The sequence below is a fragment of the Pedococcus sp. P2_E5 genome (genome assembly GCF_056403895.1).
On the sequence record NZ_JBFUEP010000046.1, the window covers coordinates 22,469 to 45,274 of the forward strand.

Annotated in this window: 24 protein-coding genes; 10 read left to right on the forward strand and 14 right to left on the reverse strand. The window is 70.8% G+C overall.

The window, feature by feature from the left end:
- Nucleotides 1-4: 4 nt before the first annotated feature.
- A complete protein-coding gene (locus AC1DVZ_RS15340) occupies nt 5-433 on the reverse strand; it encodes an SRPBCC family protein (protein ID WP_477619072.1) in 429 nt (142 codons plus the stop codon).
- 89 nt (nt 434-522) lie between these two features.
- On the opposite strand from AC1DVZ_RS15340, the gene AC1DVZ_RS15345 reads away from it, so the two are divergent.
- Nucleotides 523-1,674: a winged helix DNA-binding domain-containing protein gene (locus AC1DVZ_RS15345; protein WP_477619073.1), complete on the forward strand. Its 1,152-nt coding sequence runs from the start codon at nt 523-525 to the stop codon at nt 1,672-1,674.
- A 63-nt stretch (nt 1,675-1,737) separates the two neighbouring features.
- On the opposite strand, the gene AC1DVZ_RS15350 is transcribed toward AC1DVZ_RS15345, so the two are convergent.
- Both AC1DVZ_RS15350 and AC1DVZ_RS15355 read right to left on the reverse strand, forming a co-directional pair.
- Nucleotides 1,738-2,235 carry a hypothetical protein gene (locus AC1DVZ_RS15350; protein WP_477619074.1) on the reverse strand — a complete coding sequence of 166 codons (498 nt, stop codon included), beginning with the start codon at nt 2,233-2,235 and terminating at the stop codon, nt 1,738-1,740.
- Between the two features lie 107 nt (nt 2,236-2,342).
- Nucleotides 2,343-2,741 (reverse strand): LysM peptidoglycan-binding domain-containing protein, encoded by a 399-nt coding sequence (locus AC1DVZ_RS15355; protein WP_477619075.1) that lies wholly within the window; start codon nt 2,739-2,741, stop codon nt 2,343-2,345.
- 288 nt (nt 2,742-3,029) lie between these two features.
- Here AC1DVZ_RS15355 and lexA point away from each other — a divergent pair, with 288 nt between their 5' ends.
- Entirely contained in the window at nt 3,030-3,755 is a 726-nt protein-coding gene (gene lexA, locus AC1DVZ_RS15360; RefSeq protein WP_477619076.1) for a transcriptional repressor LexA, read from the forward strand.
- A 206-nt stretch (nt 3,756-3,961) separates the two neighbouring features.
- Nucleotides 3,962-4,144 (forward strand): hypothetical protein, encoded by a 183-nt coding sequence (locus AC1DVZ_RS15365; protein ID WP_477619077.1) that lies wholly within the window; start codon nt 3,962-3,964, stop codon nt 4,142-4,144.
- Between the two features lie 4 nt (nt 4,145-4,148).
- On the opposite strand, the gene AC1DVZ_RS15370 is transcribed toward AC1DVZ_RS15365, so the two are convergent.
- Nucleotides 4,149-4,562: a DUF4259 domain-containing protein gene (locus AC1DVZ_RS15370; RefSeq protein ID WP_477619078.1), complete on the reverse strand. Its 414-nt coding sequence runs from the start codon at nt 4,560-4,562 to the stop codon at nt 4,149-4,151.
- A gap of 69 nt (nt 4,563-4,631) precedes the next feature.
- Nucleotides 4,632-5,171, reverse strand: coding sequence for an N-acetyltransferase family protein (locus AC1DVZ_RS15375; protein WP_477619079.1), 540 nt, complete (start codon nt 5,169-5,171; stop codon nt 4,632-4,634).
- 18 nt (nt 5,172-5,189) lie between these two features.
- On the opposite strand from AC1DVZ_RS15375, the gene AC1DVZ_RS15380 reads away from it, so the two are divergent.
- The gene (locus tag AC1DVZ_RS15380; protein ID WP_477619080.1) at nt 5,190-5,858 is read left to right on the forward strand and encodes a class I SAM-dependent methyltransferase; all 669 of its coding nucleotides are present in this window, start codon (nt 5,190-5,192) and stop codon (nt 5,856-5,858) included.
- A 127-nt stretch (nt 5,859-5,985) separates the two neighbouring features.
- Here AC1DVZ_RS15380 and AC1DVZ_RS15385 read toward each other — a convergent pair whose 3' ends face one another.
- Complete coding sequence (locus AC1DVZ_RS15385; RefSeq protein WP_477619081.1) at nt 5,986-6,828, reverse strand: NAD-dependent protein deacetylase; 843 nt, start codon at nt 6,826-6,828, stop codon at nt 5,986-5,988.
- A gap of 19 nt (nt 6,829-6,847) precedes the next feature.
- A complete protein-coding gene (locus AC1DVZ_RS15390; RefSeq protein ID WP_477619082.1) occupies nt 6,848-8,131 on the reverse strand; it encodes a patatin-like phospholipase family protein in 1,284 nt (427 codons plus the stop codon).
- Nucleotides 8,132-8,247: 116 nt separating this feature from the next.
- Here AC1DVZ_RS15390 and AC1DVZ_RS15395 point away from each other — a divergent pair, with 116 nt between their 5' ends.
- Nucleotides 8,248-9,177, forward strand: a complete 930-nt coding sequence (locus tag AC1DVZ_RS15395) for a LysR family transcriptional regulator (RefSeq protein WP_477619083.1) — start codon at nt 8,248-8,250, stop codon at nt 9,175-9,177.
- Between the two features lie 49 nt (nt 9,178-9,226).
- On the opposite strand, the gene AC1DVZ_RS15400 is transcribed toward AC1DVZ_RS15395, so the two are convergent.
- The 5 genes from AC1DVZ_RS15400 to leuS all read right to left on the reverse strand — a co-directional run bounded on the left by AC1DVZ_RS15400 (nt 9,227) and on the right by leuS (nt 17,257).
- Complete coding sequence (locus AC1DVZ_RS15400; protein WP_477619084.1) at nt 9,227-11,665, reverse strand: ComEC/Rec2 family competence protein; 2,439 nt, start codon at nt 11,663-11,665, stop codon at nt 9,227-9,229.
- The gene (locus tag AC1DVZ_RS15405) at nt 11,662-12,519 is read right to left on the reverse strand and encodes a ComEA family DNA-binding protein (RefSeq protein ID WP_477619085.1); all 858 of its coding nucleotides are present in this window, start codon (nt 12,517-12,519) and stop codon (nt 11,662-11,664) included. Before AC1DVZ_RS15405 ends, AC1DVZ_RS15400 begins: the two co-directional genes overlap by 4 nt.
- Before the next feature lie 258 nt (nt 12,520-12,777).
- Complete coding sequence (locus AC1DVZ_RS15410) at nt 12,778-13,413, reverse strand: glycerol-3-phosphate acyltransferase (protein ID WP_477619086.1); 636 nt, start codon at nt 13,411-13,413, stop codon at nt 12,778-12,780.
- The gene (locus tag AC1DVZ_RS15415; RefSeq protein WP_477619087.1) at nt 13,410-14,306 is read right to left on the reverse strand and encodes a DegV family protein; all 897 of its coding nucleotides are present in this window, start codon (nt 14,304-14,306) and stop codon (nt 13,410-13,412) included. The genes AC1DVZ_RS15410 and AC1DVZ_RS15415 overlap by 4 nt, the downstream gene beginning before the upstream one ends.
- 41 nt (nt 14,307-14,347) lie before the next feature.
- Nucleotides 14,348-17,257: a leucine--tRNA ligase gene (leuS, locus tag AC1DVZ_RS15420; RefSeq protein WP_477619088.1), complete on the reverse strand. Its 2,910-nt coding sequence runs from the start codon at nt 17,255-17,257 to the stop codon at nt 14,348-14,350.
- Nucleotides 17,258-17,583: 326 nt separating this feature from the next.
- On the opposite strand from leuS, the gene AC1DVZ_RS15425 reads away from it, so the two are divergent.
- Entirely contained in the window at nt 17,584-18,117 is a 534-nt protein-coding gene (locus AC1DVZ_RS15425; protein ID WP_477619089.1) for a hypothetical protein, read from the forward strand.
- A 48-nt stretch (nt 18,118-18,165) separates the two neighbouring features.
- On the opposite strand, the gene AC1DVZ_RS15430 is transcribed toward AC1DVZ_RS15425, so the two are convergent.
- On the reverse strand, nt 18,166-18,378 hold the full coding sequence (locus tag AC1DVZ_RS15430) for a hypothetical protein (protein WP_477619090.1): 213 nt from the start codon (nt 18,376-18,378) through the stop codon (nt 18,166-18,168).
- A 197-nt stretch (nt 18,379-18,575) separates the two neighbouring features.
- Here AC1DVZ_RS15430 and AC1DVZ_RS15435 point away from each other — a divergent pair, with 197 nt between their 5' ends.
- The 4 genes from AC1DVZ_RS15435 to AC1DVZ_RS15450 are packed head-to-tail and all read left to right on the forward strand — an operon-like array spanning nt 18,576 to nt 21,172.
- Entirely contained in the window at nt 18,576-19,073 is a 498-nt protein-coding gene (locus tag AC1DVZ_RS15435) for a hemerythrin domain-containing protein (protein ID WP_477619091.1), read from the forward strand.
- 2 nt (nt 19,074-19,075) lie between these two features.
- Nucleotides 19,076-19,813 (forward strand): guanitoxin biosynthesis heme-dependent pre-guanitoxin N-hydroxylase GntA, encoded by a 738-nt coding sequence (gntA, locus tag AC1DVZ_RS15440; protein ID WP_477619092.1) that lies wholly within the window; start codon nt 19,076-19,078, stop codon nt 19,811-19,813.
- On the forward strand, nt 19,810-20,409 hold the full coding sequence (locus AC1DVZ_RS15445) for a DUF1989 domain-containing protein (protein WP_477619093.1): 600 nt from the start codon (nt 19,810-19,812) through the stop codon (nt 20,407-20,409). The genes gntA and AC1DVZ_RS15445 overlap by 4 nt, the downstream gene beginning before the upstream one ends.
- Nucleotides 20,410-20,434: 25 nt before the next feature.
- A complete protein-coding gene (locus AC1DVZ_RS15450; protein ID WP_477619094.1) occupies nt 20,435-21,172 on the forward strand; it encodes a GAF and ANTAR domain-containing protein in 738 nt (245 codons plus the stop codon).
- Between the two features lie 20 nt (nt 21,173-21,192).
- On the opposite strand, the gene AC1DVZ_RS15455 is transcribed toward AC1DVZ_RS15450, so the two are convergent.
- On the reverse strand, nt 21,193-22,785 hold the full coding sequence (locus tag AC1DVZ_RS15455; protein WP_477619095.1) for a phytoene desaturase family protein: 1,593 nt from the start codon (nt 22,783-22,785) through the stop codon (nt 21,193-21,195).
- Nucleotides 22,786-22,806 lie beyond the last annotated feature (21 nt).

The following is a 22,806-nucleotide window of genomic DNA, read 5'->3' on the forward strand; positions in this document are numbered from 1 at the left end:
CCCCTCAGGCGAGCCGGGCCTCGCACTGCGCCTTGAGCCCCGCCGACTCCATCGCGAGGTATCGCTCGGTGAGCCCGCGGTAGAGCCGGCCGACCAGCGAGCCCACGATCCCGCTCTGGTCCACCGAGAGCCGGACCCGGCTGCCGCCCCCGGGGAGCGCCTCCACCGAGTGCCTCGCCGTGGTGAGCGCCCCCGGTCCGGCCGACACCCACGTGAACTCCCGCCCCGGGTCGAACTCGGTCACCACCCAGTCCACGGTCGGGACCTTGGGCTGGCTGATCTTGGCCGTCGAGCCCGTCCGCAGGGGTCCGTCCTCGAGGCGGCGCACCCAGCGCACCGACTCCGTCCAGTCCGACCAGTGCTCGACGTCCGTGAGCACGTCCCAGACCCGCTCCGGCGAGGCGGCGATGTCGACGGTCGTGCTCTGCTCCACCCCTCCATGGTCGCGCACCTGTCGGCGGTATTCGAGAGGCTGGCGGCGGTATTCGAGAGGCTGTCATCGGTATTCGAGAGGATGACGCCATGGATCACGCCACCGTCCTCGCCCAGCGGCTGGCCACCCAGCGGCTCAGCTCGGCGCCGCTCCCCCGCGCCGCCGACGCCGTGCGGCTGCTCACCTGCGTGCAGAGCCAGGAGCGCGACCACGCCTTCTTCTCGCTCGCGATGCGCTCCCGCAAGGACCGGTATGCCGCGGTGCAGCGTGAGTTCGACGCCGGCGCCTTCGTGCGCACCCACATCCTGAGGCCGACGTGGCACTTCGTCGCTCCGGAGGACCTGCGCTGGATCCTCGCCCTCACCTCACCGCGGGTGCTGTCGAGCATGGGAGCGCGGCACCGTCAGCTCGGCCTCGACGACACCAGGCGTCTCGGCGACGGGTTCGAGCTGCTGGCAAAACTGTTGCAGGACAAGCACTTCCTGACTCGACCCGAGCTCGGTGAGGCCTTCGTCGAGCGCGGCTCCCCCATCAAGCCCGGCGAACAGCTCGGCCACCTGCTCATCGTCGCCGAGATGCGCGGCCTGGTCTGCTCGGGGCCCATGAAGGGTGTCCACCACTCCTACGCCCTCGTCGACGAGGTCATCGCGCCGACACCCGAGCGCAGCCGCGACGAGGCCGTGGTCGAGCTGGTCCGGCGGTTCTTCAGCGGCCACGGACCTGCGTCGGTCAAGGACTTCACCCGGTGGGCCACCCTGACGGTCAGCGACACCAAGGCCGCCCTCGCGCAGCTCGGGGACCACCTGGAGGAGGTGGAGATCTCCGGCATCCCGCACTGGTTCGACCCCACTCAGGTGCGCCGGCGCTCCCCTGCCGCGCCCGCGGCATACCTCTTCCCGACGTATGACGAGGCGGTCCTGACCTATCCGCAGGTGAACTTCTCCGCACTGCCCGACCACCCCTATGCCGAGCACACCGACCCGTTCTGGGCGAGCGTGGTGCTCGACGGCACCAATGTCGGGCTCTGGAAGCGGACGGTGCGACCCGATGCGGTCCAGGTCGAGGTGCACCTCGCTCCGGCCGTCTCGAAGCGAGGGCGCACGCAGGTGAGGGTCGCGGCCCAGCGGCTGGCTGGGTTCCTCGGGCGCGACCTGTCCCTGGTCGAGAACGAGGGCACCCCGCACCTGTGGGGCGGCGAGCTGGGCCACCCCGCACGCCGGCCGAAGCGGGCCGACCGCTGAGCGCCACCCTCCCCCGCGCCGGTGCCCCCGCGCCGGTTCCCCCGCGCCGGGCTGCGTCTGCGTCTAGGAGACGAAGCCCCGGAAGGTGTCGGTGATGCAGCCCTCTGAGCCGGCATCCCGCGTGCAGGTGCGGGAGTCGCCCGCCAGCTTGCCGCCGCCGGAGCTCACACCCGCCAGCGTGGAGTCGATGACCCACCAGTCCCCGAAGGTCCTGAAGCCGCCGCCGGCTGGGAGCACGTTCTCGTTCTGGAACGCGGGGATGGAGATGAAGGCGGTGTAGCCGATGGTCACCGTCGCAGTGCCGCAGGTGAGCTCCTTGACCCCGCTGAAGACGAGCTGGTTGTGGGTCCGCAGGTCGCCGAAGTTCTCGAGGTCCCTGACCTCGGTGCAGGACGAGAGAGGGCCGGTGGCGGCGGTGATGTCGCTGGGCCCGTCCACGAACTGGGTGTCGACGGTGAACGACGTGGGTGTTCCCGCCGCGGCGGTGGCCGGGAGGACCGAGAAGGCCGCTGCCCCGGCAGCTGCGGCCACAGCGGCCGCCATCCGTGTAGTGGTGTGCATGCCGACCACCGTCTTACACGCGACAGCCGCCCCGCATCGGGGTTAGCGCGTAGAGCCAACGGTCACCGCATAGCGCAAAACGCGTAGGCCACGCGGCCGTCGGGGCTTCAGCCGACGGCGGGGATGAGGAGCGTCTGACCGGCGTGGACGTTGCTGTCGGTGAGGTCGTTGGCGACCTGGATGTGGACGACCGCCTCGGCCATCGACAGCTGCGGGAGCTGCTCGACCGCGATCTGCGACAGCGTCTGACCGGACTGCACCGTGGTGGAGTGGTCGATCACGGTGGCGGACGCGCCGCCGGAGAACACGGCGATCGCCAGGGCCACGGCTGCGATGACCACGGTGAGCGTGATCGCCAGCCGAGCGGCGCGGGTCAGGCGCAACGGGGCGGCCGGAGCCACCACGACCTCTGCGCCGGTGGGCACCGAGACCAGGCGGGGGCGAGCCGGGCGAACGGGGACCCGCACCGGTGCGGGGGCGACGTCCCAAGCGACTGCTGCACTCATCAGGTCCTCCATCGTGGCGTGCGCTGTTGTTGCTGTTGGTGTTGCTGTGGCGTTCTGTGCGGCGCTCCTCGAACGGATGTGCGAAGAACTGCTTGACTGATTTCTAGCACGCATGTTCGAATCAATCAAGACACGCGTCGAACACATGTTTGGCACAGGCGTTCGAAGGCCATACGCTGTGTTCATGCCGCAAGCACATCAGAGGGCACTGACAACGCCTCGGAGAGCACCCGGCATACGGCACCTGACCTGCACCTGCACCCGAAACTGCTCAAGTGAGGAAGCGGCATGAGCGACGACAACGTCAAGGAACTGCCCGACCGCGATCGCGGCGACGGGCTCACCGTCCGGCAGCGACGGGTGCTCGAGGTGATCCGCAACTCGGTCGACCGGCGCGGGTACCCGCCGAGCCTGCGCGAGATCGGCGAGGCCGTGGGGCTCACCTCCCCCAGCTCGGTCGCCCACCAGCTGTCCACCCTCGAGCGCAAGGGCTTCCTGCGCCGCGACCCCAACCGGCCGCGCGCGATCGAGGTCGTCTCGCCCGACTCCCCCGCCGACATGCGCGGCTACCGCGGCGGCGCCTCGGCCGAGGACGAGACCGCGACCTACGACGAGACCGGGTCGGGCGACCAGCGCCCTGCCGCGACCTACGTGCCCGTGCTAGGGCGCATCGCCGCCGGCGTGCCGATCCTGGCCGAGGAGACCGTGGAGGACGTCTTCCCGCTCCCCCGCCAGATCGTCGGCGAGGGGCAGCTCTTCCTCCTCCAGGTCGTCGGTGACTCGATGATCGAGGCCGCGATCTGCGACGGCGACTGGGTCGTCGTGCGCCAGCAGCCCACGGCCGACAACGGCGACATCGTCGCGGCGATGCTCGACAACGAGGCCACCGTCAAGACCTTCAAGCGCAAGGACGGCAAGGTGTGGCTGATGCCGCACAACGCCGCCTTCGACCCCATCGACGGAGACCACGCCACGATTCTCGGCAAGGTCACGGCGGTGCTTCGCCGGATCTGAGCTCGACCCTCAGTCCCGGCGACGTGTGCCGCGGAGCGCCTCGCGCGCTCCGCGGCACACGTGTGTCCGGACCGCTGTGGGCTCAGCGCGGCTCGCGCCTCGTCCGTTCGGCTGATGGCCCATCACCCGAACGGACTCAAGAAGGCCCCCCAGGCTTGCCTGCTCTGCGCCCCGTAACAGGCGACTCTTCCAACCGTTCTCTACACATGGAGGCCCATCCCGACCCCGATCTCACCGACCAGGTGCTCGGATCCGAGATCGAACTGCTCGCGGACCTGATCGACGCCGCGAGCCACGCCTGTTCGCAGCTGAACCTGGACCAGATCGACGCGGTGCTCGGGGTCTGCCGGGCGACGGGTCAGTCCCCCAGTCAGTCACCCAGGCAGTAACCAGTCAGTCACCCAGCGCGTCGAGGTAGTGCGTGATCCTCGTGGCGAAGCGTTCGCCGCCGTCACCGTCGGCCCACAGCTCCCAGAGCTCGTTGTCGTCGGACTGCAGGGCCCGGTGCAGCGCCCGGGTGGCGAGCTCCTCGAGCTGTTCGTCCACCTCGATGGGTTCCTCGTCGACCCACCAGGGCACATTGCGTTCTCCCACGACGGATTCGAAGTCGTCACACGCAGCCACGAGCACCGCGGCCGCCACTGCCTGCGACATGGTGGGCGCCTCGATGTACCCCCGCGCACGAACCACCTGGTCGAGGGCCGACTCGACCCTCTTGCGTCGTACCTCGTGCTCGGACTCCTCGAGCTCGTCGAGCAGGTCGAGCGCGTCGTCGTTCTCGAACGGCCCGGCTCCGGTGGCGCCCATCTCCCAACCTCCACAGCGTGCGAAAGATGCTCCTTCGAGGGTGCCAAGAGACGGGGCGACGCGCCAGCCCTACTTTTGCGGAGTCATCCGTTGGTACCAGGCAGTGTCGACATAACGACCGAACTTGTGCCCGACCTCGCGCAGCACGCCCACCCGCTCGAAACCGCACGCCACGTGCAGCGCGACGCTCGCGTCGTTGGGCAGGGCGATCACCGCCACCTGGGTGTGCACATCAGGTGCGGCGTCCAGCCGCGCCAGCAGCGCGGCATACAGGGTCCGGCCGAGGCCGCGACCGCGGGCGCCCTCCGCGAGGTAGACCGACACCTCCTTGGTGCCGTCGTAGGCCGGCCGCGGGCGGAAGGCGCCGGAGAACGCGTACCCGAGCAGCTGCTCGTCCGCACAGGCGACGAGGACGACATTGCCGACGTTGCCCGCGCCGGCGGCCGCCAGCTTCTCCCCGAGGTATGCCGCGCCGCGGGGTTCGGTGTCGAAGGTCGCCACCGAGGTGCGGACCTGGTCGTCGTAGATGGCGGCCATGGCGGGAAGGTCTGCCTGCGTCGCGTCGCGGACGACGATTGCGCGGCCGCTGTCCGGGGCAATGCTGCTCATATCGGCGATGCTAGGGGGATGAACCACGAGCACGGTCACAGCCACGGCGCTCCCGGCTCGGCCGGCGACGCGAAGCTGCCCGACCCCGACCGCGGTGGGCACACCGATCGCCAGGCCCTGTGGGACGAGCGGTATGCCGCCCAGGCGCACGTCTGGAGCGCGACGCCCAACGCCGAGGTGGAACGGATCGTGGGTGGCTGGCCACCCGGCCGCGCCCTCGACCTCGGCGCCGGCGAGGGCCGTCACGCCGTGTGGCTTGCCGCGAAGGGCTGGCGGGTCACGGCGGTCGACTTCTCTGCCGTGGGTCTGGCCAAGGGCGAGAAGGAGGCTTCCAGCCGCGGGATCCGGGTGGACTGGGTGGTGGCGGACGCCCGCTCCTGGCACCCGGCGCCCCAGGTGCACTACGACCTCGTCCTCGTGTCATACCTGCACCTGCCCTCGGACGTGGTGTCCCGCACCCGGACCTGGTTGGCGCCGGGCGGTGCGCTGGTGGTCGTCGGGCACGGGCTGCGCAACCTGACCGAAGGGGTCGGCGGCCCGTCCGACCCGGCGCTGCTGCACACCCCCGAGCAGCTGCGCGCCGCGGCCGGGGACCTGCAGATCGAGCGGTGCGAGGAGTACGTGCGCCCGACGGACGACGGTGACGCGATCGACGTCGTGCTGGTGGCCAGGCGGCCGACCGGCTGAAGCCCCACTTCTCGCGCCCACCCCGCACTTCTGGCCACCCATGCTGGGTGTCTTGCGTCGTCAGCGCGTCGGATGCGCCACCAGTGGCCAGAAGTCGGGCCGGCGGAAGGCCGAGGGTGGGCGGTGGTCAGGCGGCCAGGCGGCTGAGCAGTTCCTCGAGGGTCGGGGCGAGCGGCGCGTCGACCTGCACGCTGGCCTCGCCATCGCCGCGGGTCGGTCCGCGGGTGATGATCGCGACCGGGATGCCGAGCGCGGCGGCGCGGCGAACGAAGCGGTAGCCGCTCATGACCTTCAGGCTCGAGCCCAGGACCACCAGCGCGCTGGCCTCCTCAGTGAGGCGAAAACACTTCTCCACCAACGGTTTCGGCACGGACTCACCGAAGAACACGACGTCCGGCTTGAGTGTGTCGTGGCCGCAGACGAGACACAGCGGAGTGCGGAAGGCGGCGACGTCGAGGTCGTTCAGCACGATGTCACCGTCCGGACGGATCTCGTCGCTGGTCACCGTGTAGGTGGGGTTGCTCTCGCGCATGCGGTCGTCGAGATCCCAGCGGGAGGTGCGGTCGCCACAGGTCAGGCAGACGACCCGCGCCAGCGACCCGTGCAGCTCCTCGACGTCGGTCGCCCCCGCGCGCTGGTGCAGACCGTCGACGTTCTGGGTGATGACCGGGCCGACCAGCCCGCGACCCTGGAGCCTCGCCACGGCCTCGTGGCCGGAGTTGGGCTGGGCCCGGTTGAACCGCTGCCACCCCACGTAGCTGCGCGCCCAGTAGCGCTGCCTCGCCTCGGAGGAACCCAGGAACTCGGCGTACTGCATGGGCGTCACGCGACGGGAGCCGTCAGGACCTCGGTAGTCGGGGATGCCCGAGTCGGTGGAGATGCCGGCGCCGGTCAGGATGAGCACGTTTCCGCGCTCCAGCAGGCCCGCGATCACGGCGAGCTGGTCGGTCGCGGGGGCGGTCTGCGTCACGCGGCAAGGGTACGTCGGGTCAGGACCTGCCGAGGAGTCGGCGCTTCGCCGAGTCGACCAGGGCCACACTCACCACCCGCGGATCGGCCACCTCGTCGTGCGGTGGCACGGCCGGGCTGTCGCGGGTGACGAGCTCTGGGGAGTGCGCCCGGACCTGGGCGTCGGCCACGAGGTAGCCGTGGCGTTCGAGGATCTGCTGCTCCTCGCGGCTGAAGGCATCGAGGTCGGTGCGGATGGCGTTGACCAGCTCGGTGGCCTCGCGGGGGTAGGAGCCGTCGACGACCGTGTCGAGCGCCCACGACGTGCCGCGGAGGACGCCTCGCGCATAGCTGGCCTGGAGCCACCGACTGCGGACCGACTGACCGCCGTTGGTGGCGATGCCGAGGATGCGCAGCGTGCGGCCGAGGACCGTGCGCTCGGTGCGCGCACGAAAGACGCCACCGCCATCACTGACCAGGACCGTGGCGTGCCGTTTCCAGACCGGCTCGAGCCCGAGGTTGTCGTAGACCCCGCCATCGGTCAGCCGGATGCGCCGCATGATCGAGGCGCGCTCCTCCTCCGACTCGAGGCCCCGGTGTCCCCCGGTGAGGTGCATCGCCACCCCGTCCAGCACCATCGGCGCGAAGAACGGCGGGAATGCGCAGGAGGCCGCCACGATGTCGGCGATCCGCAGCCCTGCCGGCGGCGCGGCATACCCCAGGCGGTAGTCCCCCACGCGCCCGTGGGGACGATGCGCGGTCGGGCCCTCGAAGACCCAGTCGACGCCGTAGCCGATCTCGGTTGCGCCAGTCACGACTCCCGGGCCACGAGTGTCGTTGTCGCGCAAAGGTTTCGACCACCACGGGACGGTGTCGGCGAACTCGTCGGCCAGCGCCCGGATGGCCGCGTCGGGGGCGAACCACTTCCACGGCCTCGCCTTCGACAGCAGCGCCGGGGTGCGGACGTTGCGGGACGTGAGCCGCTGGAGAGGCGCGGCCACGCACTCCTCGAACCCCTCCACGACGCCGCCCGCCGCCGGGAACTCTAGCTCCGGGTCGGCGAGCAGGTTGGCCACGATCGAGCCGCCGGAGACCCCACTGACGGTGGAGAGCTGCGACAACACCCCGAGCTCGTTGAGCCGGCGAACCGCCCCGAGGTGGAACAAGGCCGCGCGGTAACCACCTCCCGACAGGCACAGCGCCACACCGCTCCGGTGCGGCGACGGGGACTCCTGTGGGTATGCCGCGTCGCTGGCTCCCGGCGCGTCACCCTCGGTGGCGGCGCGCTCCGTGGCGTGGGTCGTGCTCGTCGGATCGGGCTTCATCGTGGACCCGATGAAAGCAGAGGCCGGCGACACCCGCTCGTCAGGGACCGGGTCGCAACCCATCACGCGGGCGTCAACAACTAACGATCTGGATAACGAACGGTTATGCTTCATGCATGATCGACGCCGCAGGTCTCCGTGTCATGAAGGCCATCGCCGACGAGGGCAGCTTCACCGGGGCTGCGCTGTCCCTCGGCTACTCCCAACCCGCGATCTCGCAGATGGTGCGCCGCCTCGAGCAGCGCACCGGCACCGTGCTGGTCGAGCGGGTCGGCCGCAACGTGCGCCTCACCGAGGCCGGCCAGGTGCTCGCGCGCCACGCCGTCGGCGTGCTGTCCGCCCTCGATGCCGCCGAGGAGGAGGTCGCCGCCATCGCGGGTCTGCGCGCCGGACGCGTCCGCCTGATGGCATTCCCCTCCAGCTCGGCCACCCTCGTCCCGCGTGCGCTCGCCCTCGTGAAGAAGCGCATCCCCGACGTCCAGGTCACCTTCACCGAGGCCGAACCACCCGAGTCGCTCGCTGCGCTCAAGGCCGGCGAGTGCGACCTCGCGGTCGCCTTCGCCTACGAGGGCACCGACCTGGGCCGCGGCGAGGAGGACATGGACCTGTTCGTCACCCACAAGCTCCTGGACGACGAGGTTCGCCTCGCCCTCCCCCGCGAACACCCGCTCGCGACGCTCGACATGGTGGACCTGTCGGCCCTGGCGCAGGAGAACTGGATCGCCGGGTGCCCGCGCTGCCGAGGCCACCTCCTGCAGATGTGCGCGACGGCCGGGTTCTCCCCCCACGTCGGGTTCGAGACCGAGGACTACGTGGCCGTGCTCGGGCTGGTCGCCGAAGGTCTGGGCGTGGCGCTCATCCCCGACCTCATCCTGCGCACCGCCCACCACCACGACGTGGTCACCTTGCCGATCAACCCGGCCTCGCGGCGGTCCATCAGCGTGGTCACCACGGCGGACCTGCAGCGGGTCCCGGCGGTCCAGGCCACCATCGACGCCCTCGTCGAAGCCGCGAAGGCCAAGCCCCGCGTCCTCGCCAGCACCTGACCGGCCCAGCGACACCGACCCACCCACCCACCGACTCTGCCGGGAGCGCTCATCGTCGGCGCCAGGTGACGGCCACGTCGTCGCCCCGGGCGACGACCGCGACGTCGCCGCGCTGGTCGGTGCGGAAGACGGCATACCCGTTGCTGCGCAACACCTCCAGTGCCTTGGGTGACGGGTGGCCGTAGTCGTTGTCCTTGCCCACACTGATCACAGCCAGGGGCGCGCGGACCGACTCAAGGAGGCCCTCGTCGAGGTTTCCGGAGCCGTGGTGGGCCACCTTCACGACGTCGAAGCGTGACGCCTGGGCCGACCTGGACGAGCTGCGCCGCAGCTCGAGGAGCACCGCGTGGGCCGCCTCGCGCTCGACGTCGCCGAGCAGCAACAGGTCGACAGGGCCGGACCGCACCGCCATCACCACGCTGGCGTTGTTGGGCACCGACCCCGACGCGATCCGTCGCGCCGGCCACCACACGTCCGCAGTGACTCCGGGCCAGGTCAGGCGGTCACCGACAGACAGGTCACGGATGGGTATGCCGCGCGCCGCGGCCCATTCCTTCACTTCCGTCCACTGGTAGGGCGGTTCGCGAACCGGACTCGCGAGGATCTCGCGCACCTCGCGGCCCGCCAACGCACCGGGGAGCCCGTCGACGTGGTCGGCGTGAAAGTGGCTCAGGACAACGGAATCCAGCACCGAGACATCCAGTCGGCGCAGGCAGCTGTTGATCGCGACGGGGTCCGGCCCGGCGTCCACCAGCACCGCGTGACCGGGTGTCGTGGCGAGGACCAGACCGTCCCCCTGCCCGACGTCACAGGCCACGAAGCGCCAGCCCGGAGGAGGCCACGTGACCGCGGAGGTCGGGGCCGCTGCCGCGAGGACGAGCAGGCACGCACTTGCGGCGACGATTGGGTGCAGCCGGGCGCGGTGGGCCCACCACCTGCCGCTGAGGAGCACGAAGCCGGTCACGACGGTGAGCAGGACCGCCCCTGGCGCACCAACCAGCCATGGCAGCGTCCCACCCGGAATGGTGGCGCAGGTGCGGGCGACCCACGCGATCCCCAGGGCGGGCACGGCCCCGACCCAGCACAGGAGCCTCGCCCCGAACAGCCAGATCGGGGCCACGGCCGCGGCGGCCACTCCCGTCACGGTCGCGGGTGCGACCAGCGGAGCGGCAAGGAGGTTGGCCAGCACCCCGACGAGTGACACCGAGCCTTGGAGCAGCACGACCACCGGTGCGCACATCGCTTGTGCCGCAACGGGAATGGCCATCGCAGGCCCCCACCCTCGGATGCGGCCCGGAAGTCGGCGCCCGATCGCCTCTCCCCAGCTGCGGGTGAACAGCAGCAGGCCCAGCGTCGCGAGCGACGAGAGGGCGAAACCGTAGGACCGGCTGAGCCAGGGGTCGACGACGAGCAGGACGACCACCGCGGCCGACAGGACGGGTATGCCGGCTGCGCGCCTCGAGCGGCTGAGCCCGATCAACCCGATGGTCCCCATCGTCGCGGCGCGCACGACGCTGGGCTCGGGGCGGGCAAGCACGACGAAGCCGGCCAGCACGAGAACCGCCACGAGCGGCCGCCAGCGACGGCGCACACCGGCCAGCGAGGCGCCTCCGAGCGCGAACGCCAGGACGATCGCGACGTTGCTTCCTGACACCGCGGACAGATGGGTCATGCCGGTCGCCAGCATGGCGTCGGTCAGGTCCTGCGGCGTCCGGCTGGTGTCCCCGATGACCAGCGCCGGCAGCAGACCGCGCGCATCAGCCGGCAAGGGGGCTGCCGCGTCACGCAGCCCAGACCGGAGGTGTTCGGCCGCCCTGGCGACCGGGCCCGGGGCGGCCAGCGAACGAGGGGTGCCGCGAGGTCGCAGGACGGCCACCACGTCGTCTCCGGGTTCGGCCCCGACCAGGGTGCCCTGGACCCGCACCCGCTCGTGCCAGCGAACGGCCTCCCAGCGCTCATCGGCCACGACGAGCACCGGCGTCGACACCCGCGCAACCCGCCCCCGTCCGGTGACCTCGTCGACGCGGAGCGTGAACCGGACGCTCGCGCCGTCCGGTCGGCGGCCACCCACGACCACGGGATCCCTGGTCACGAGACCGGACACGGTGACGGTGGCGCGTTCGGCGGCCAGGGCCCGCACCGGCCCAGCCTCACGCGAGGACACGTGGGCGGCTGTCGCTGTGAGCACCAAGGCCACCGCACCCAGGACCAGGGCGGCCAGCGGCGCCGCGGGGCGGGTCGCCCGAAGCACCCACTGCCGGTTGCGCCCCTGGGAACGAGGCCAGGGCAGCCCCCAGACCAGGACTGCGGCGACGCCCGCGCAGCCCACTGCAGAGACGACCAGGACCGGGGGCCGGACGCCGAGCGTGGCGGCGCTGACTGCCCACGCCGCCAGCGCCGGGACGAGCAGGCGCAGGTCCAGCATGCGCAGGTCCAGCCACCGCGGCTGGTCGCCGCCGCGCCGAACCTGTCCGGGGGGCCCGCTCACACCGTCACCTTGGGTTGCAGGGCGGCGAAGATCTTCTCCCCGATCCCGCTGACCTCCCCGAGTTCGTCGACCGAGGCGAAGCGCCCGTGTTCGGTGCGCCAGTCGATGATCCGCCCGGCCAGGACCGGGCCGACGCCCGGCAGCTCCTCGAGCTGCGCAGCCGTCGCGGAGTTGAGGTTGACCCGCCCGACTGCTCCGGGGACACCGCCCGCGCCCGCGCTGCCGACGCCACCAGCCGAGCCCGCCACGGAGCCCGCCACCGAGCCCGCGCCCGGGCCGACGCCAGCGCCTGCTGCCCCAGCCCTCGCGCCCGCTGCCCCTGCGGCCACGACCTCGCCCGGCTTGGGCACGCGCAGCTGTTCGCCGTCGACCAACGGGYGCGCCAGGTTGATGGCGGCCAGATCTGCCCCCTTGCGGGCACCCGCCTTGGCCACGACGTCCGAGACCCGCGACCCCGCGGGCAGGGTGAACACACCCGGGCGCTCCACCTGGCCGACCACGTGCACCGTCACCGTGCCGGCCGGCGGTCCACCACCTCCGGAGGCCGTGCTCGACGAGGCGAACACACTGCTCGTCTGGCTCCTGTTCCCGAGCGCCGAACCCGACTGCGACGGCGCCACCACCTGTGGCGTGCTCGCCGCCCTGGCCCAGGCCACCCTGGCTCCGAAGCCCACCGCGGCCACGAGCACCACCAGCAGGAGACCTGCTGCCGCCGCACGCGGCCCGCTGAGCCGGGCGCCCCGCAGGGACGCAGGGATGGTCAGGAAGCGCGGACCGGGTGGTACCGGACGGCGGTGGCGACCACCCCGCACAGCGGCCGGAGGTCGCGACGGGCGGCTCGCTGGCTGGGCCACTGAGCCCGTCTCGATCCAGGTGCGGTCGGGCAGCCACGGAACGACCTCCGACCGTGGCGACCCCGGCGACCCGTGCGACCGTGGCGACCCAGCAGGCAGAGAACGCTCACGCGTACGGTCTGCGGCCTCCAACAGGGCCCGTGCGCGGGCTGAGGTTTCCGACGGTCGGCGACGAGACGGCATACGGGCACGCTAGGAAGGCGACCACGTGCGCGACACGACATCGCGGCGGCCCTGTGGACAGCGTCCCGAATCGGCTCAGCCTGTGGACGAAGCGTCCCGTCGCGCCGAGATCCACAACTCGATGTTGCGCCGGTGCCGGTAGATGACGAGCAGTGCGAGGACCACGCACCAGGCTCCGGTCGCCCGCGTGCCCACCGGCACCCACCGGAGCCAGGTCAGCACGCCCAGCGCCAGCAGCAGCAGGCAGGCCGACACGGAGGCCCCCGCCACCCAACGCATCCGCCAGACCAGCAGGCCGAAGACGACGAGCATCCCCACCCCGAACCACGGCTGCACCGCAAGGATCGCCCCCAGCGAGGTGGCCACACCCTTGCCTCCCTGGCCGCGGAGGAACGGCGACCAGATGTGGCCCAGCACGACGGCGAGGCCGACCCACAGCCCGGTGACCGGCCCGAGGAAGTGTTGGGCGACCAGGACCGGCAGCAGACCCTTGAGCACGTCGAGGACGCCGACGACCACCCCCCACCGGGTCCCCAGGACACGTCCGGCGTTGGTTGCCCCGGGGTTGCCCGAACCTGTGTGGCGCAGGTCCTTGCCGAGGATCCTGGCCAGGATCGTCGCAGGGTTCACGGCCCCGACGACGAACGCGGCCACGGAGGCCGCCACGACCTCCAGCAACTCCCCCGTCGACACGTCCGCCACTGCGGTCATGGGCTCGGCCGGGGCGACACGGCGACGGCGATGGTGCCGGGGCCGACGTGGGCGCCGACGACGGCGCCCAGCTCGACGACCTGGACCGCGCCCTGGCCGGCCTCTCCCCCGTCGGCTGCAGCCGCGACGTCGGCCACCCGCTGACGCAGGCGTCCGGCGAGGTCGTCCGCCCGGCTCTGGGAGTCGAGGTGGTGCACCGCGATGTCGACGAGCAACCCGGCCTGCTCGGCGGATGCCGCGGCCGACACGGCAAGCTCCTCGAGGCGAGCGAGGGCGCGCGACGAGGTGCGCACCTTCTCCAGCGGCCGGATGCTTCCGTCGACGAGCCCGAGGATCGGCTTGATCGCCAGCGCCGAGCCCAGGAACGCGGAGGCCGAACCGATCCGGCCACCCCGTCGCAGGTGCTCGAGCGTGTCGACGTAGAACACCACGGTCGATGCTTCGGCTCGCGAACGCGCCTGTGCTGCAACGTCTTCCAACGACCCGCCCCGCTCGGCGAGCTCCGCCGCCGACAGCACGGCATACCCCATCGCCATGCCGAGCGACCGCGAGTCCACCACCGTCACGGGCACCGGCGACTGCTGTGCGGCGAGGTGCGCGGACTCGATCGTCGAGGACATGTCGGCCGAGATGTGCACCGAGACGATCCCGTCTGCCCCGCCGGCGGCAGCCTTCTCGTAGGCGTCGAGGAAGGACTGCGGAGACGGCCGCGACGTGGACACGGGCTTGAAGGCGCGCAGAGCCGCCGCCACCTCCGCGGTCGTGATGTCCACGCCCTCGCTGAACTCGGTGCCGCCGACGATGACGTGCAGCGGCACCACCTGGATCGAGTGCGCGGCGAGCTCCGCCCCGGGCAGGTATGCCGTGGAGTCGGTGACGATCGCGATGCTCACGTGCGCAGGCTATCGGTGCGGGCCACCGGTGCGGCGCAAGCTCACATCGGGACGACGTTGACGAGCTTGGGGGCTCGCACGATCACCGTGCGGATGCCGGCCTCGGTCGCGGCGAGGACCTTCGGCAGGGCCAGCACCTGCTCGCGCAGGGCGTCCTCACTGATGTCGGCGGGCACGTCGAGGCGGTCGCGGACCTTGCCCTTGATCTGCACCACGCAGGTGACGGTGTCCTCGACGAGCAGGGCCGGGTCGGCCACCGGGAACGGCTCGAAGGTGATCGACTCGGCGTGCCCCAGGCGCTGCCACAGCTCCTCCGCGATGTGCGGGGCGAGCGGCGCCACCATGACGACCAGCTTCTCGGCCGCCTCGCGTGGCACCGCGTCCAGCTTGGTCAGCGCGTTGTTCAGCTCGATGAGCCGCGCGATGGCCGTGTTGAACCCCAGTGTCGGGAAGTCCTTGGACACCGCGTCGATCGTCCGGTGCAGGGCCCTGGCCGTCGCGTCGTCCAGCGGCACGTCGGCCACCCGCACGGCGCCGGTCTCCTCGTCGATCACGTTGCGCCACAAGCGCTGCAGGAACCGCTGAGCGCCGACGACGGCGCGCGTCTCCCACGGCTTGCTGAGCTCCAGCGGACCCATCGACATCTCGTAGACCCGCAGGGTGTCGGCGCCGTACTGCTCGAACATCACGTCGGGGCTGACGACGTTCTTGAGCGACTTGCCGATCTTGCCGAACTCCCGCGTGACGGGTTGGCCCTGCCACGTGTAGGACGTCTCGCCACTCGCGTGGTCAGGCACCTCGACGACCTCGGACGCCTCGACGGGCTGGCCTCGGTCGTCGCGGTAGGCAGGCGCCTGGATGTAACCCTGCGAGAAGTACTTGCGGAACGGCTCGTCACTGCTCACGTGACCCAGGTCGTGGAGCACCTTGTGCCAGAAGCGCGCATAGAGCAGGTGGAGCACGGCGTGCTCGACGCCACCGATGTAGAGGTCCACCCCGCCCGGGTCGACAACCCCCTCGGGCGAACCCACGACGGCGGTCTCCCTCGGGCCCATCCAGTAGGCCTCGTTCTCGGGGTCGACGAAGGCCTCGTCGTTCGCGGGATCGAGGTATCGCAAGTAGTACCAACAGGATCCAGCCCAGTTGGGCATCGTGTTGGTCTCCCGCCGGAACTTGCGCAGGCCGCGGCCGTCACCCAGGTCCAGCTCGACGTTGACCCAGTCCTCGACCCTGCCGAGAGGCGGTTCGGGCTGGCTGCTGGCGTCCTCGGGCTCGAACGTCTTGGGCGAGTAGTCCGGGACGTCCGGCAGCTCCACCGGCAGCATGGAGTCCGGCACGGCGTGGCTGACACCATCCTCGTCGAACACGATCGGGAACGGCTCACCCCAGTAGCGCTGCCGGCTGAACAGCCAGTCGCGCAGCTTGTAGTTGACCGTGGGCTGGCCGAAACCCTTGTGCGCCAACCACTCGATGATCGTGCTCTTGGCTTCGGCGACACCCATGCCGTCCAGCGACACCTCGTCGTTGGAGGAGTTGATCGCAGGCCCCTCACCCGTGAACGGCTCGTCCTCCGGGTGGCCCTCCGACGGCTGCACGGTGCGCACCCGGGGCAGCCCGAACTGCCCGGCGAAGTCCCAGTCGCGCTGGTCCTGGCCGGGCACTGCCATGATCGCGCCGGTGCCGTAGCCCATCAGGACGTAGTCGGCGATGAACACCGGAATCCGTTGTCCGGTCACGGGATTCGTCGCGAATGCACCGGTGAAGACGCCGGTCTTGTCCTTCCCCTCGGTCTGGCGCTCCACGTCGCTCTTGCGCGACGCCGCCAGCCGGTATGCCGCGACGGCAGCTGACGGCGACGCCTCGCCTCCGGTCCACACCGGACTGGTGTCTGGCGCCCAGTCGCCCTGCGGCACCACGGAGTCGACCAGAGGGTGCTCCGGTGCCAACACCATGAAGGTGGCACCGAACAACGTGTCCGGTCGGGTCGTGAAGACCTCGATCGACGCGTCCTGGCCGACGACCGGGAAGGCGACCCGCGCACCTTGGCTGCGACCGATCCAGTTGCGCTGCATGGCCTTGACCTTGTCCGGCCAGTCGACGCGGTCGAGGTCGTCAGCCAGCCGGTCGGCATACGCCGTGATCCGCATCATCCACTGGCGCAGGTTTGTCTTGAAGACGGGGTAGTTGCCGCGCTCGGAGCGCCCGTCGTTGGTGACCTCCTCGTTGGACAGCACGGTTCCCAGGCCGGGAGCCCAGTTGACCGGCGCCTCGGAGGTGTAGGCGAGGCGGAACATGTCGAGGATCGCGGCCCGCTCGGCCTCGTCCATCTCGGCCCACGAGTGGCCCTCGTGGTTCATGGCCCAACGGCTGCCACCCTCCTGCTCGAACTCGGCGACGAGCTCGGAGATCGGCCGGGCGCGACCCTTCCCACCGTCGGGGCGCACGGCTTCGGGGTCGTACCAGGAGTTGTAGATCTGGGTGAAGATCCACTGCGTCCACTTGTAGTAGCCGGGGTCGATCGTCGCGATGGTGCGGCGGTCGTCGTGGCCGAGCCCCAGCCGGCGCAGCTGGCGCTTCATGACGACCATGTTCTCCTCGGTCGTCTTGCGTGGGTGCTGACCGGTCTGCACGGCGAACTGCTCCGCGGGCAGGCCGAACGCGTCGTAGCCCAGGCAGTGCAGGACGTTCTTGCCGGTCATCCGGTGGTAGCGCGCGAAGACGTCGGTCGCGATGTAGCCCAAGGGGTGCCCGACGTGCAGGCCCGCGCCGCTGGGGTAGGGGAACATGTCGAGGACGAGCAGCTTCTCGCGACCGGCGACCTTGTCGGGCTCGGCCCAGGGACCTGCGGGGTTGGGCGCGTGGAAGGTGCCCTCCTCCTGCCAGCGGTCCTGCCAGGCCAGCTCGATCGTCTGGGCCAGGTCGGCGGTGTAGCGGTACGGCGTCTCGCTCATCTCATCCTCACGTCTGCTGGTCGCTGGGCCCTGCACCACTGGGCCCTCAAACAACTGGGCCCTCAAACAACTGAGCCATTACACAACTGAGCCATTACACAGAAGAACCCCTCACGCAGGAGGGGTTGGCCGCGGTGACGTGGACCGGGTGGTCCGGACCGTCRACGCGGCTCAGGAAGAAGCAGCGACCGTGCCATGGGGAAAGGCTACCGCAGCGTGCTCCGGCGCGGGCAGGTCCCCTCCCGGTCGGCGGCGGGCGCAGTCGTCACCTTCGGCTACGTAGATCTGACGATGACAGGACGAGGTGGGGGTCGTACGTTTGGGCCATGCGGACGACGGACCGGGTGGTGGCGCTGGTGCGGCGGACGACGCCGTACATGGGGCTGGTCGGCGGGCTCCTGTTCTTCGCCTACTGGTTCGTGCGCGCGCGTGAGGTGTCCCTGCCGCCGCTGGTCGGCCCCCTCCTGGACATCTCGACGGTCCTGCTGCTCGGCACCGCGGTGCTCGGCTACCAGCTGGCCCAGGGGCTGGCGCCCGGCGCGTGGATCGGGTGGGCCGGCGTGGCCGCCGTCCTCGAGGGCCTGGTCTCCTCGCCCGCATCGGTGTGCCTGGGCCTCTTCCTGCTCGGAGTGTCGATCGCTCGCTGCGGCGTCCACCCGCGCGTCCCGGGGATCATCATGGCGACCAGCGGGATGGCGCTCTTCCTGACGTACTTCACGTCCTCGGGTTTCGGTCGCGGGTACGCCGAGGTCGGGCTGCTCGCCAAGGGCGTGATGGGGCTGGCGCTCATCGGCGTGGCTGCGTCGCTCGCCGACCTCCTGGTGCTCGAGCGCGGGGCCGAGCAGCACGCGCGAGCCTGACACCCGCGCCTGACACACCCGCAGGCCTGACACCCCGCGACCCCTGGATCAGTCCGGCGGTTCCTTGGGGGTCCCCCCTGCGCCGGCCGGTCCGGCCGCCTCCGTGTCGCTGCCCACCTCGCTGTCGTTGAGCTCTTCGTCGTCAAGGAGTGCGTCGCTGTCGAGGAGCACCGGCTCTTCGTACCCGGGTGGGTTCGGCGGGTCCGGCGTCACGGGTGGAAAGATCGTCCCGTCGGGCTGTAGGTGTGAACTGTGGGTCATGGGTGACCACCTCCGTCATCGTCTGCTGTGCCCGTTGCGACAGGGTTCAAACCTGTCCCGTGGAATCAATCGAGTTCATGGCGCGAGCGTCCGTGCCCGAGGCCCGCACCAAGGTTTGCGCAGGTCAGCCCGTGGGTAGAGTCACTGGGCCGGGACGTGATCGACCTACGCCGGGCTTCCCATCGTCAGGAGCACCAGTGTCCAACGACGCCATCGTCATCCTCCGCGCGGACCACAAAGAGGTCCGCGCCCTCTTCCGCGAGTTCGAGAAGCCGAGCACCACGAAGCCCCGCAAGGGCACGATCGTGAAGAAGGTCATCGAGCTCCTCACCGTTCACACGTACATCGAGAACGAGGTCATGTACCCAGAGGTGCGCCGGATGCTGCCCGACCTCGAGGACGACATCCTGGAGTCCTACGAGGAGCACCACGTGGCCGACGTCCTCGTGATGGAGCTCGCCGCGCTGAAGCCTGGCGACGAGCGATTCGAGGCCAAGACGACTGTGCTGATGGAGAACGTCCGCCACCACATGGAGGAAGAGGAGCAGGACTGGTTCCCCAAGGTGCGTGAGGGCCTCAGCCGGACGCAGCTTCGCGAGCTCGGCGACAAACTTCTCGAAGCGAAGAAGCGTGCACCCCGCTCCCCTGCCCAGCCGAGCGCCCTCAAGAAGGCCGTCGACGCGGTCGTCTCCTGAGCGTGGCCCAACCCCTCGATGACGAACGGGAGCTGCCTGCGCTCCTGGACGACCTGGCCGGCGCCCACGACGCCACCAGCCCCTCCGACGAGATCACGGAGGGGCTGGAGGCAATGGTGCTCCACCCGGACTACCCCTGCTTGGGGGCTCGATCGGTGTTCAACCGCGACCGAGCCACCGTCGTCGTGCTCGAGGAGCTGGGCACGAGCGTCAGCACCCGACGCCTGCTCAGCGCCCTGACGACCTTCGGTCGGGAGACGGATCGGGCGGCCGGCTTTGCCTCTCTGGTCGCCGTCTTCCGCGCGACCGAGGTCGCGGGCGAAGCCGAGTTCGAGAAGCTGCTGTGGGAGCAGCTGGAGCTGCTGCACGAGGCCGACCACCAGCCCTGGGACCCACGTGTGTCTGACGACCCGGACAACCCGCACTTTGCCTTCAGTGTCGGTGGGACCGCGTTCTTCGTCGTCGGCCTGCACCCTCAGTCCTCCCGGATCGCCCGCCGAACTCCCCTGCCCACTCTGGTCTTCAATCTGCACGAGCAGTTCGAGGAGCTCCGGGGGTCGGACCGCTTCGACCGCATGCGTGACACCATCAGACGCCGCGACCGGGAGCTGCAGGGGACCCTGAATCCGATGGTCGCCGACCATGGACGCAGCTCTGAGGCCCGGCAGTACTCCGGTCGGGCAGTACCCCCGACCTGGGTGGCGCCGGCCAATTTCGACGACGACGAGGAGACGCCGTGAGCACCACCCTGCCACCGCAGACCGGGACGGGGTTCCTCCTCCTGGCAGGGCAGGTGCTGACCGTCATCGACCCTGAGGGCGGACAGGTGAGCGACCTGTTCTGCTTCAGCGCCCACGACCACGACGAGAAGCTCTCGAGCGGTCGCACCATCGACTACGCCAACACGATCTACCTCACGACCCGTCATGTGCTCTACAGCAACCGCAGCACCCCGATGATGACGATCGTCGAGGACACCTGCGGGCGCCATGACTTCCTGCTGACCCCCTGCAGCCAGGACACCTTCGACCTGCTGTATCCCGAGTTCGACGGGGCCTACCACCCCAGCTGCCTGGAGAACCTCAGCTCCGGCCTCGCCCCCTTCGGGATCCAGCCCGACCAGATCGGGACGACCCTCAACATCTTCATGAACGTGTGGCCCGAGCCCGGCGGGGAGCTGCACATCGACCCCCCGACCTCGGTCGCGGGCGACCGGTTCTCCGTCCGGGCGGAGATGGACCTCCACCTCGGCCTGACCGCGTGCTCCGCCGAGAAGTCCAACGGTGGGGTGTGCAAACCGATCGAGTACCTCGTGACGGACGACGTGGCCCTGTGATCCAACAGCGGGTGATACTGGCGTCATGCCGACGCCCATTCCACGCGAGGCGACCGAGGCGTTTGCCTCCCTCGCCAAGCTCGTCTACGCAGGAACCGGGTCGAGTGACATCCTCGACGCGATCTGCCGGGCTGCCGTCGACGTCATCCCCGGAGCCGACCACGCCTGCATCTCGACGCTCGACAGGAACCAGCAGCTCCAGACCCAGGCCTCCACGGACGACGTCGCGAGTCTGATGGACCGGCTCGAGTCCGAGGCGGGCGAGGGCCCCTGCCTCGACAGCATCCTGGAGGACTCGGTCCAGCACGATGCCGACATCACCAACGCGACCAAGTGGCCTCGACTCGCCGAGCTGACGCTGGCCCGCACCCCGGTCCGGGGAATGGTGGGCTACCAGCTGCTGGAAGGCCTCGGTGCCCGGGCTGCGTTCAACGTGTTCTCGGACACCCCCGGGGCGTTGACCGACGAGGCCGCCGACGTGGGCGCCGTGCTCGCCGCCTTCACCTCCGTCGCCCTCGCGGCCACCGAGAACAGAGCCACCGCCGAGAACCTCCGGCACGGCCTCGAGAGCAACCGCGAGATCGGGAAGGCCGTCGGACTGCTCATGGCCGCCCACTCGGTGAGCGACGAGGAGGCCTTCCACCTTCTGCGCGCCGCCTCCACCCGCACCAACACCAAGATCGCCGCGCTGGCGGCGCAGATCAACGCGAGCCACCGCGAGGGCCTGCCACCCGAGGGCCTGCCACCCGAGAGCCGAGCCTGACTGTCGTCGTCAGCGGGTCGCTACGACCTGAGCAGCCGGTCCCACGCGGTCCGGCTGAGGGCGCGGCGCAGCCCACCGGTCAGGCGCGCATTCGCCCCCAGGGCTGCACGAGCCGCGTTCCAGCCGCAGGCGCCGTGGACTCCGCCCCCGGGGTGCGCGGAGGCGCCGGCGAGGTAGAGCCCCGGCACCGGCGTCTCGGGGCGCCCCAGACCCGGGGTGGGACGGAACACGAGCTGCTGGTGCAGTCCCGCGGTCCCTGCGTTGATGGCGCCGCCGACCAGGTTCTGGTTCTGCGCCTGGAGGTCGCCCGGCCCCTGCACGTGTCGCGCCACCTGGCTCTCGCGGAACCCGGGTGCCACGCGCTCGACCGCAGCCTCGATCCGCTCGACGTGGTCGGCCAGGCGCTGACCTGACCAGTCCGCGCCCTGCGGGACGTGGGTGTAGGCCCAGGCCGACTCCGTGCCCTCCGGGGAGCGCGTGGCATCCGAGGTGGTCATCTGCCCGAAGAGGAGGAACGGCCGCTCGGGCGTGCGCCCCACCGTCAGGTCTGCGGCGAAGTCGACGAACCCGTCGTTGTCGACGCCGAGGTGCACGGTGCCTGCACCCCTTGCGGCCTCGGCCGTCCACGGCACCGGCCGGTCGAGCGCCCAGTTCACCTTGACGGTGGCGTGGTCCCACTGGAACCTGCCCAGGTCTCGCTGGAGCCGTGCCGGGAGCGGATGGTCGGCCAGCAGGTCACGGTAGAGAGTGGTGGCCGCCACGTCGGCGAGGACCGCGCGGCCGGCCCGCAGGAGCGTGCCGTCGGCGAGCCGGACACCCGTGGCGCGGCCACCAGCGGTGGTCACGGCGCTGACCGGAGTGCCGGTCAGCACGCGCACTCCCCCGCTCTCGGCGCGACGACGCAGCGCCTGCGCGAGCTCGCCGGCCCCACCCCGGGGCACGGGAAAGCCGACATCCTGGCCGAGCATGCACAGCAGCCAGCCGAACATCCCGCTCCCCGCGGCGTCCGGAGCCAGGTCGCTGTGCAGGGCGTTGCCGGTGAGCAGCAACCCGGCTCCCTGCCCTGAGAACCTCTCCTGCCCGAGCCGACGACTGGGAGTCACTGCAAGGCGCGCGAAGTCGAGCGTGTCGGCCACGCCGAGCTTGCGCAGCATGCGGGTGGCCGAGGCCACCGGAGGAAAGGGCGTGAAGAGGGCGTCCAGCAACGGATCGCGAATCCGGTCCCAGCCGCGCACGAGCTCCAGCCAGGCCTCCCCGTCGCCGGCGGCCTCCGCCTCGAGGCCGGCGGCGGTGTCCTCGGCGCGTGAGCAGAGGAGGGCTGCGGTGCCGTCGTCGAGGGCATGGGCGAGCACGTGCGGTGCGCGGCGCCAGACCAGGCCGTGCTCGTCGAGGTGCAGGTCGCGGATGATCGGGCTCGCCGCCGCCAGCGGGTAGAACGCGCTGAACAGGTCGGTGACGTAGCCGGGCGCCGTCACCTCCGCGCTGCGGACCGCTCCACCCACCTCGTCGTTGGCTTCGACGAGCACGACGTCCCACCCCGCGTCAGCCAGCGCGATGGCGGCCACCAGGCCGTTCGGTCCCGCCCCGATGACGACGGCATCCGCTGTGCTCACGGGCCCGGGTTCCCTCTCGCT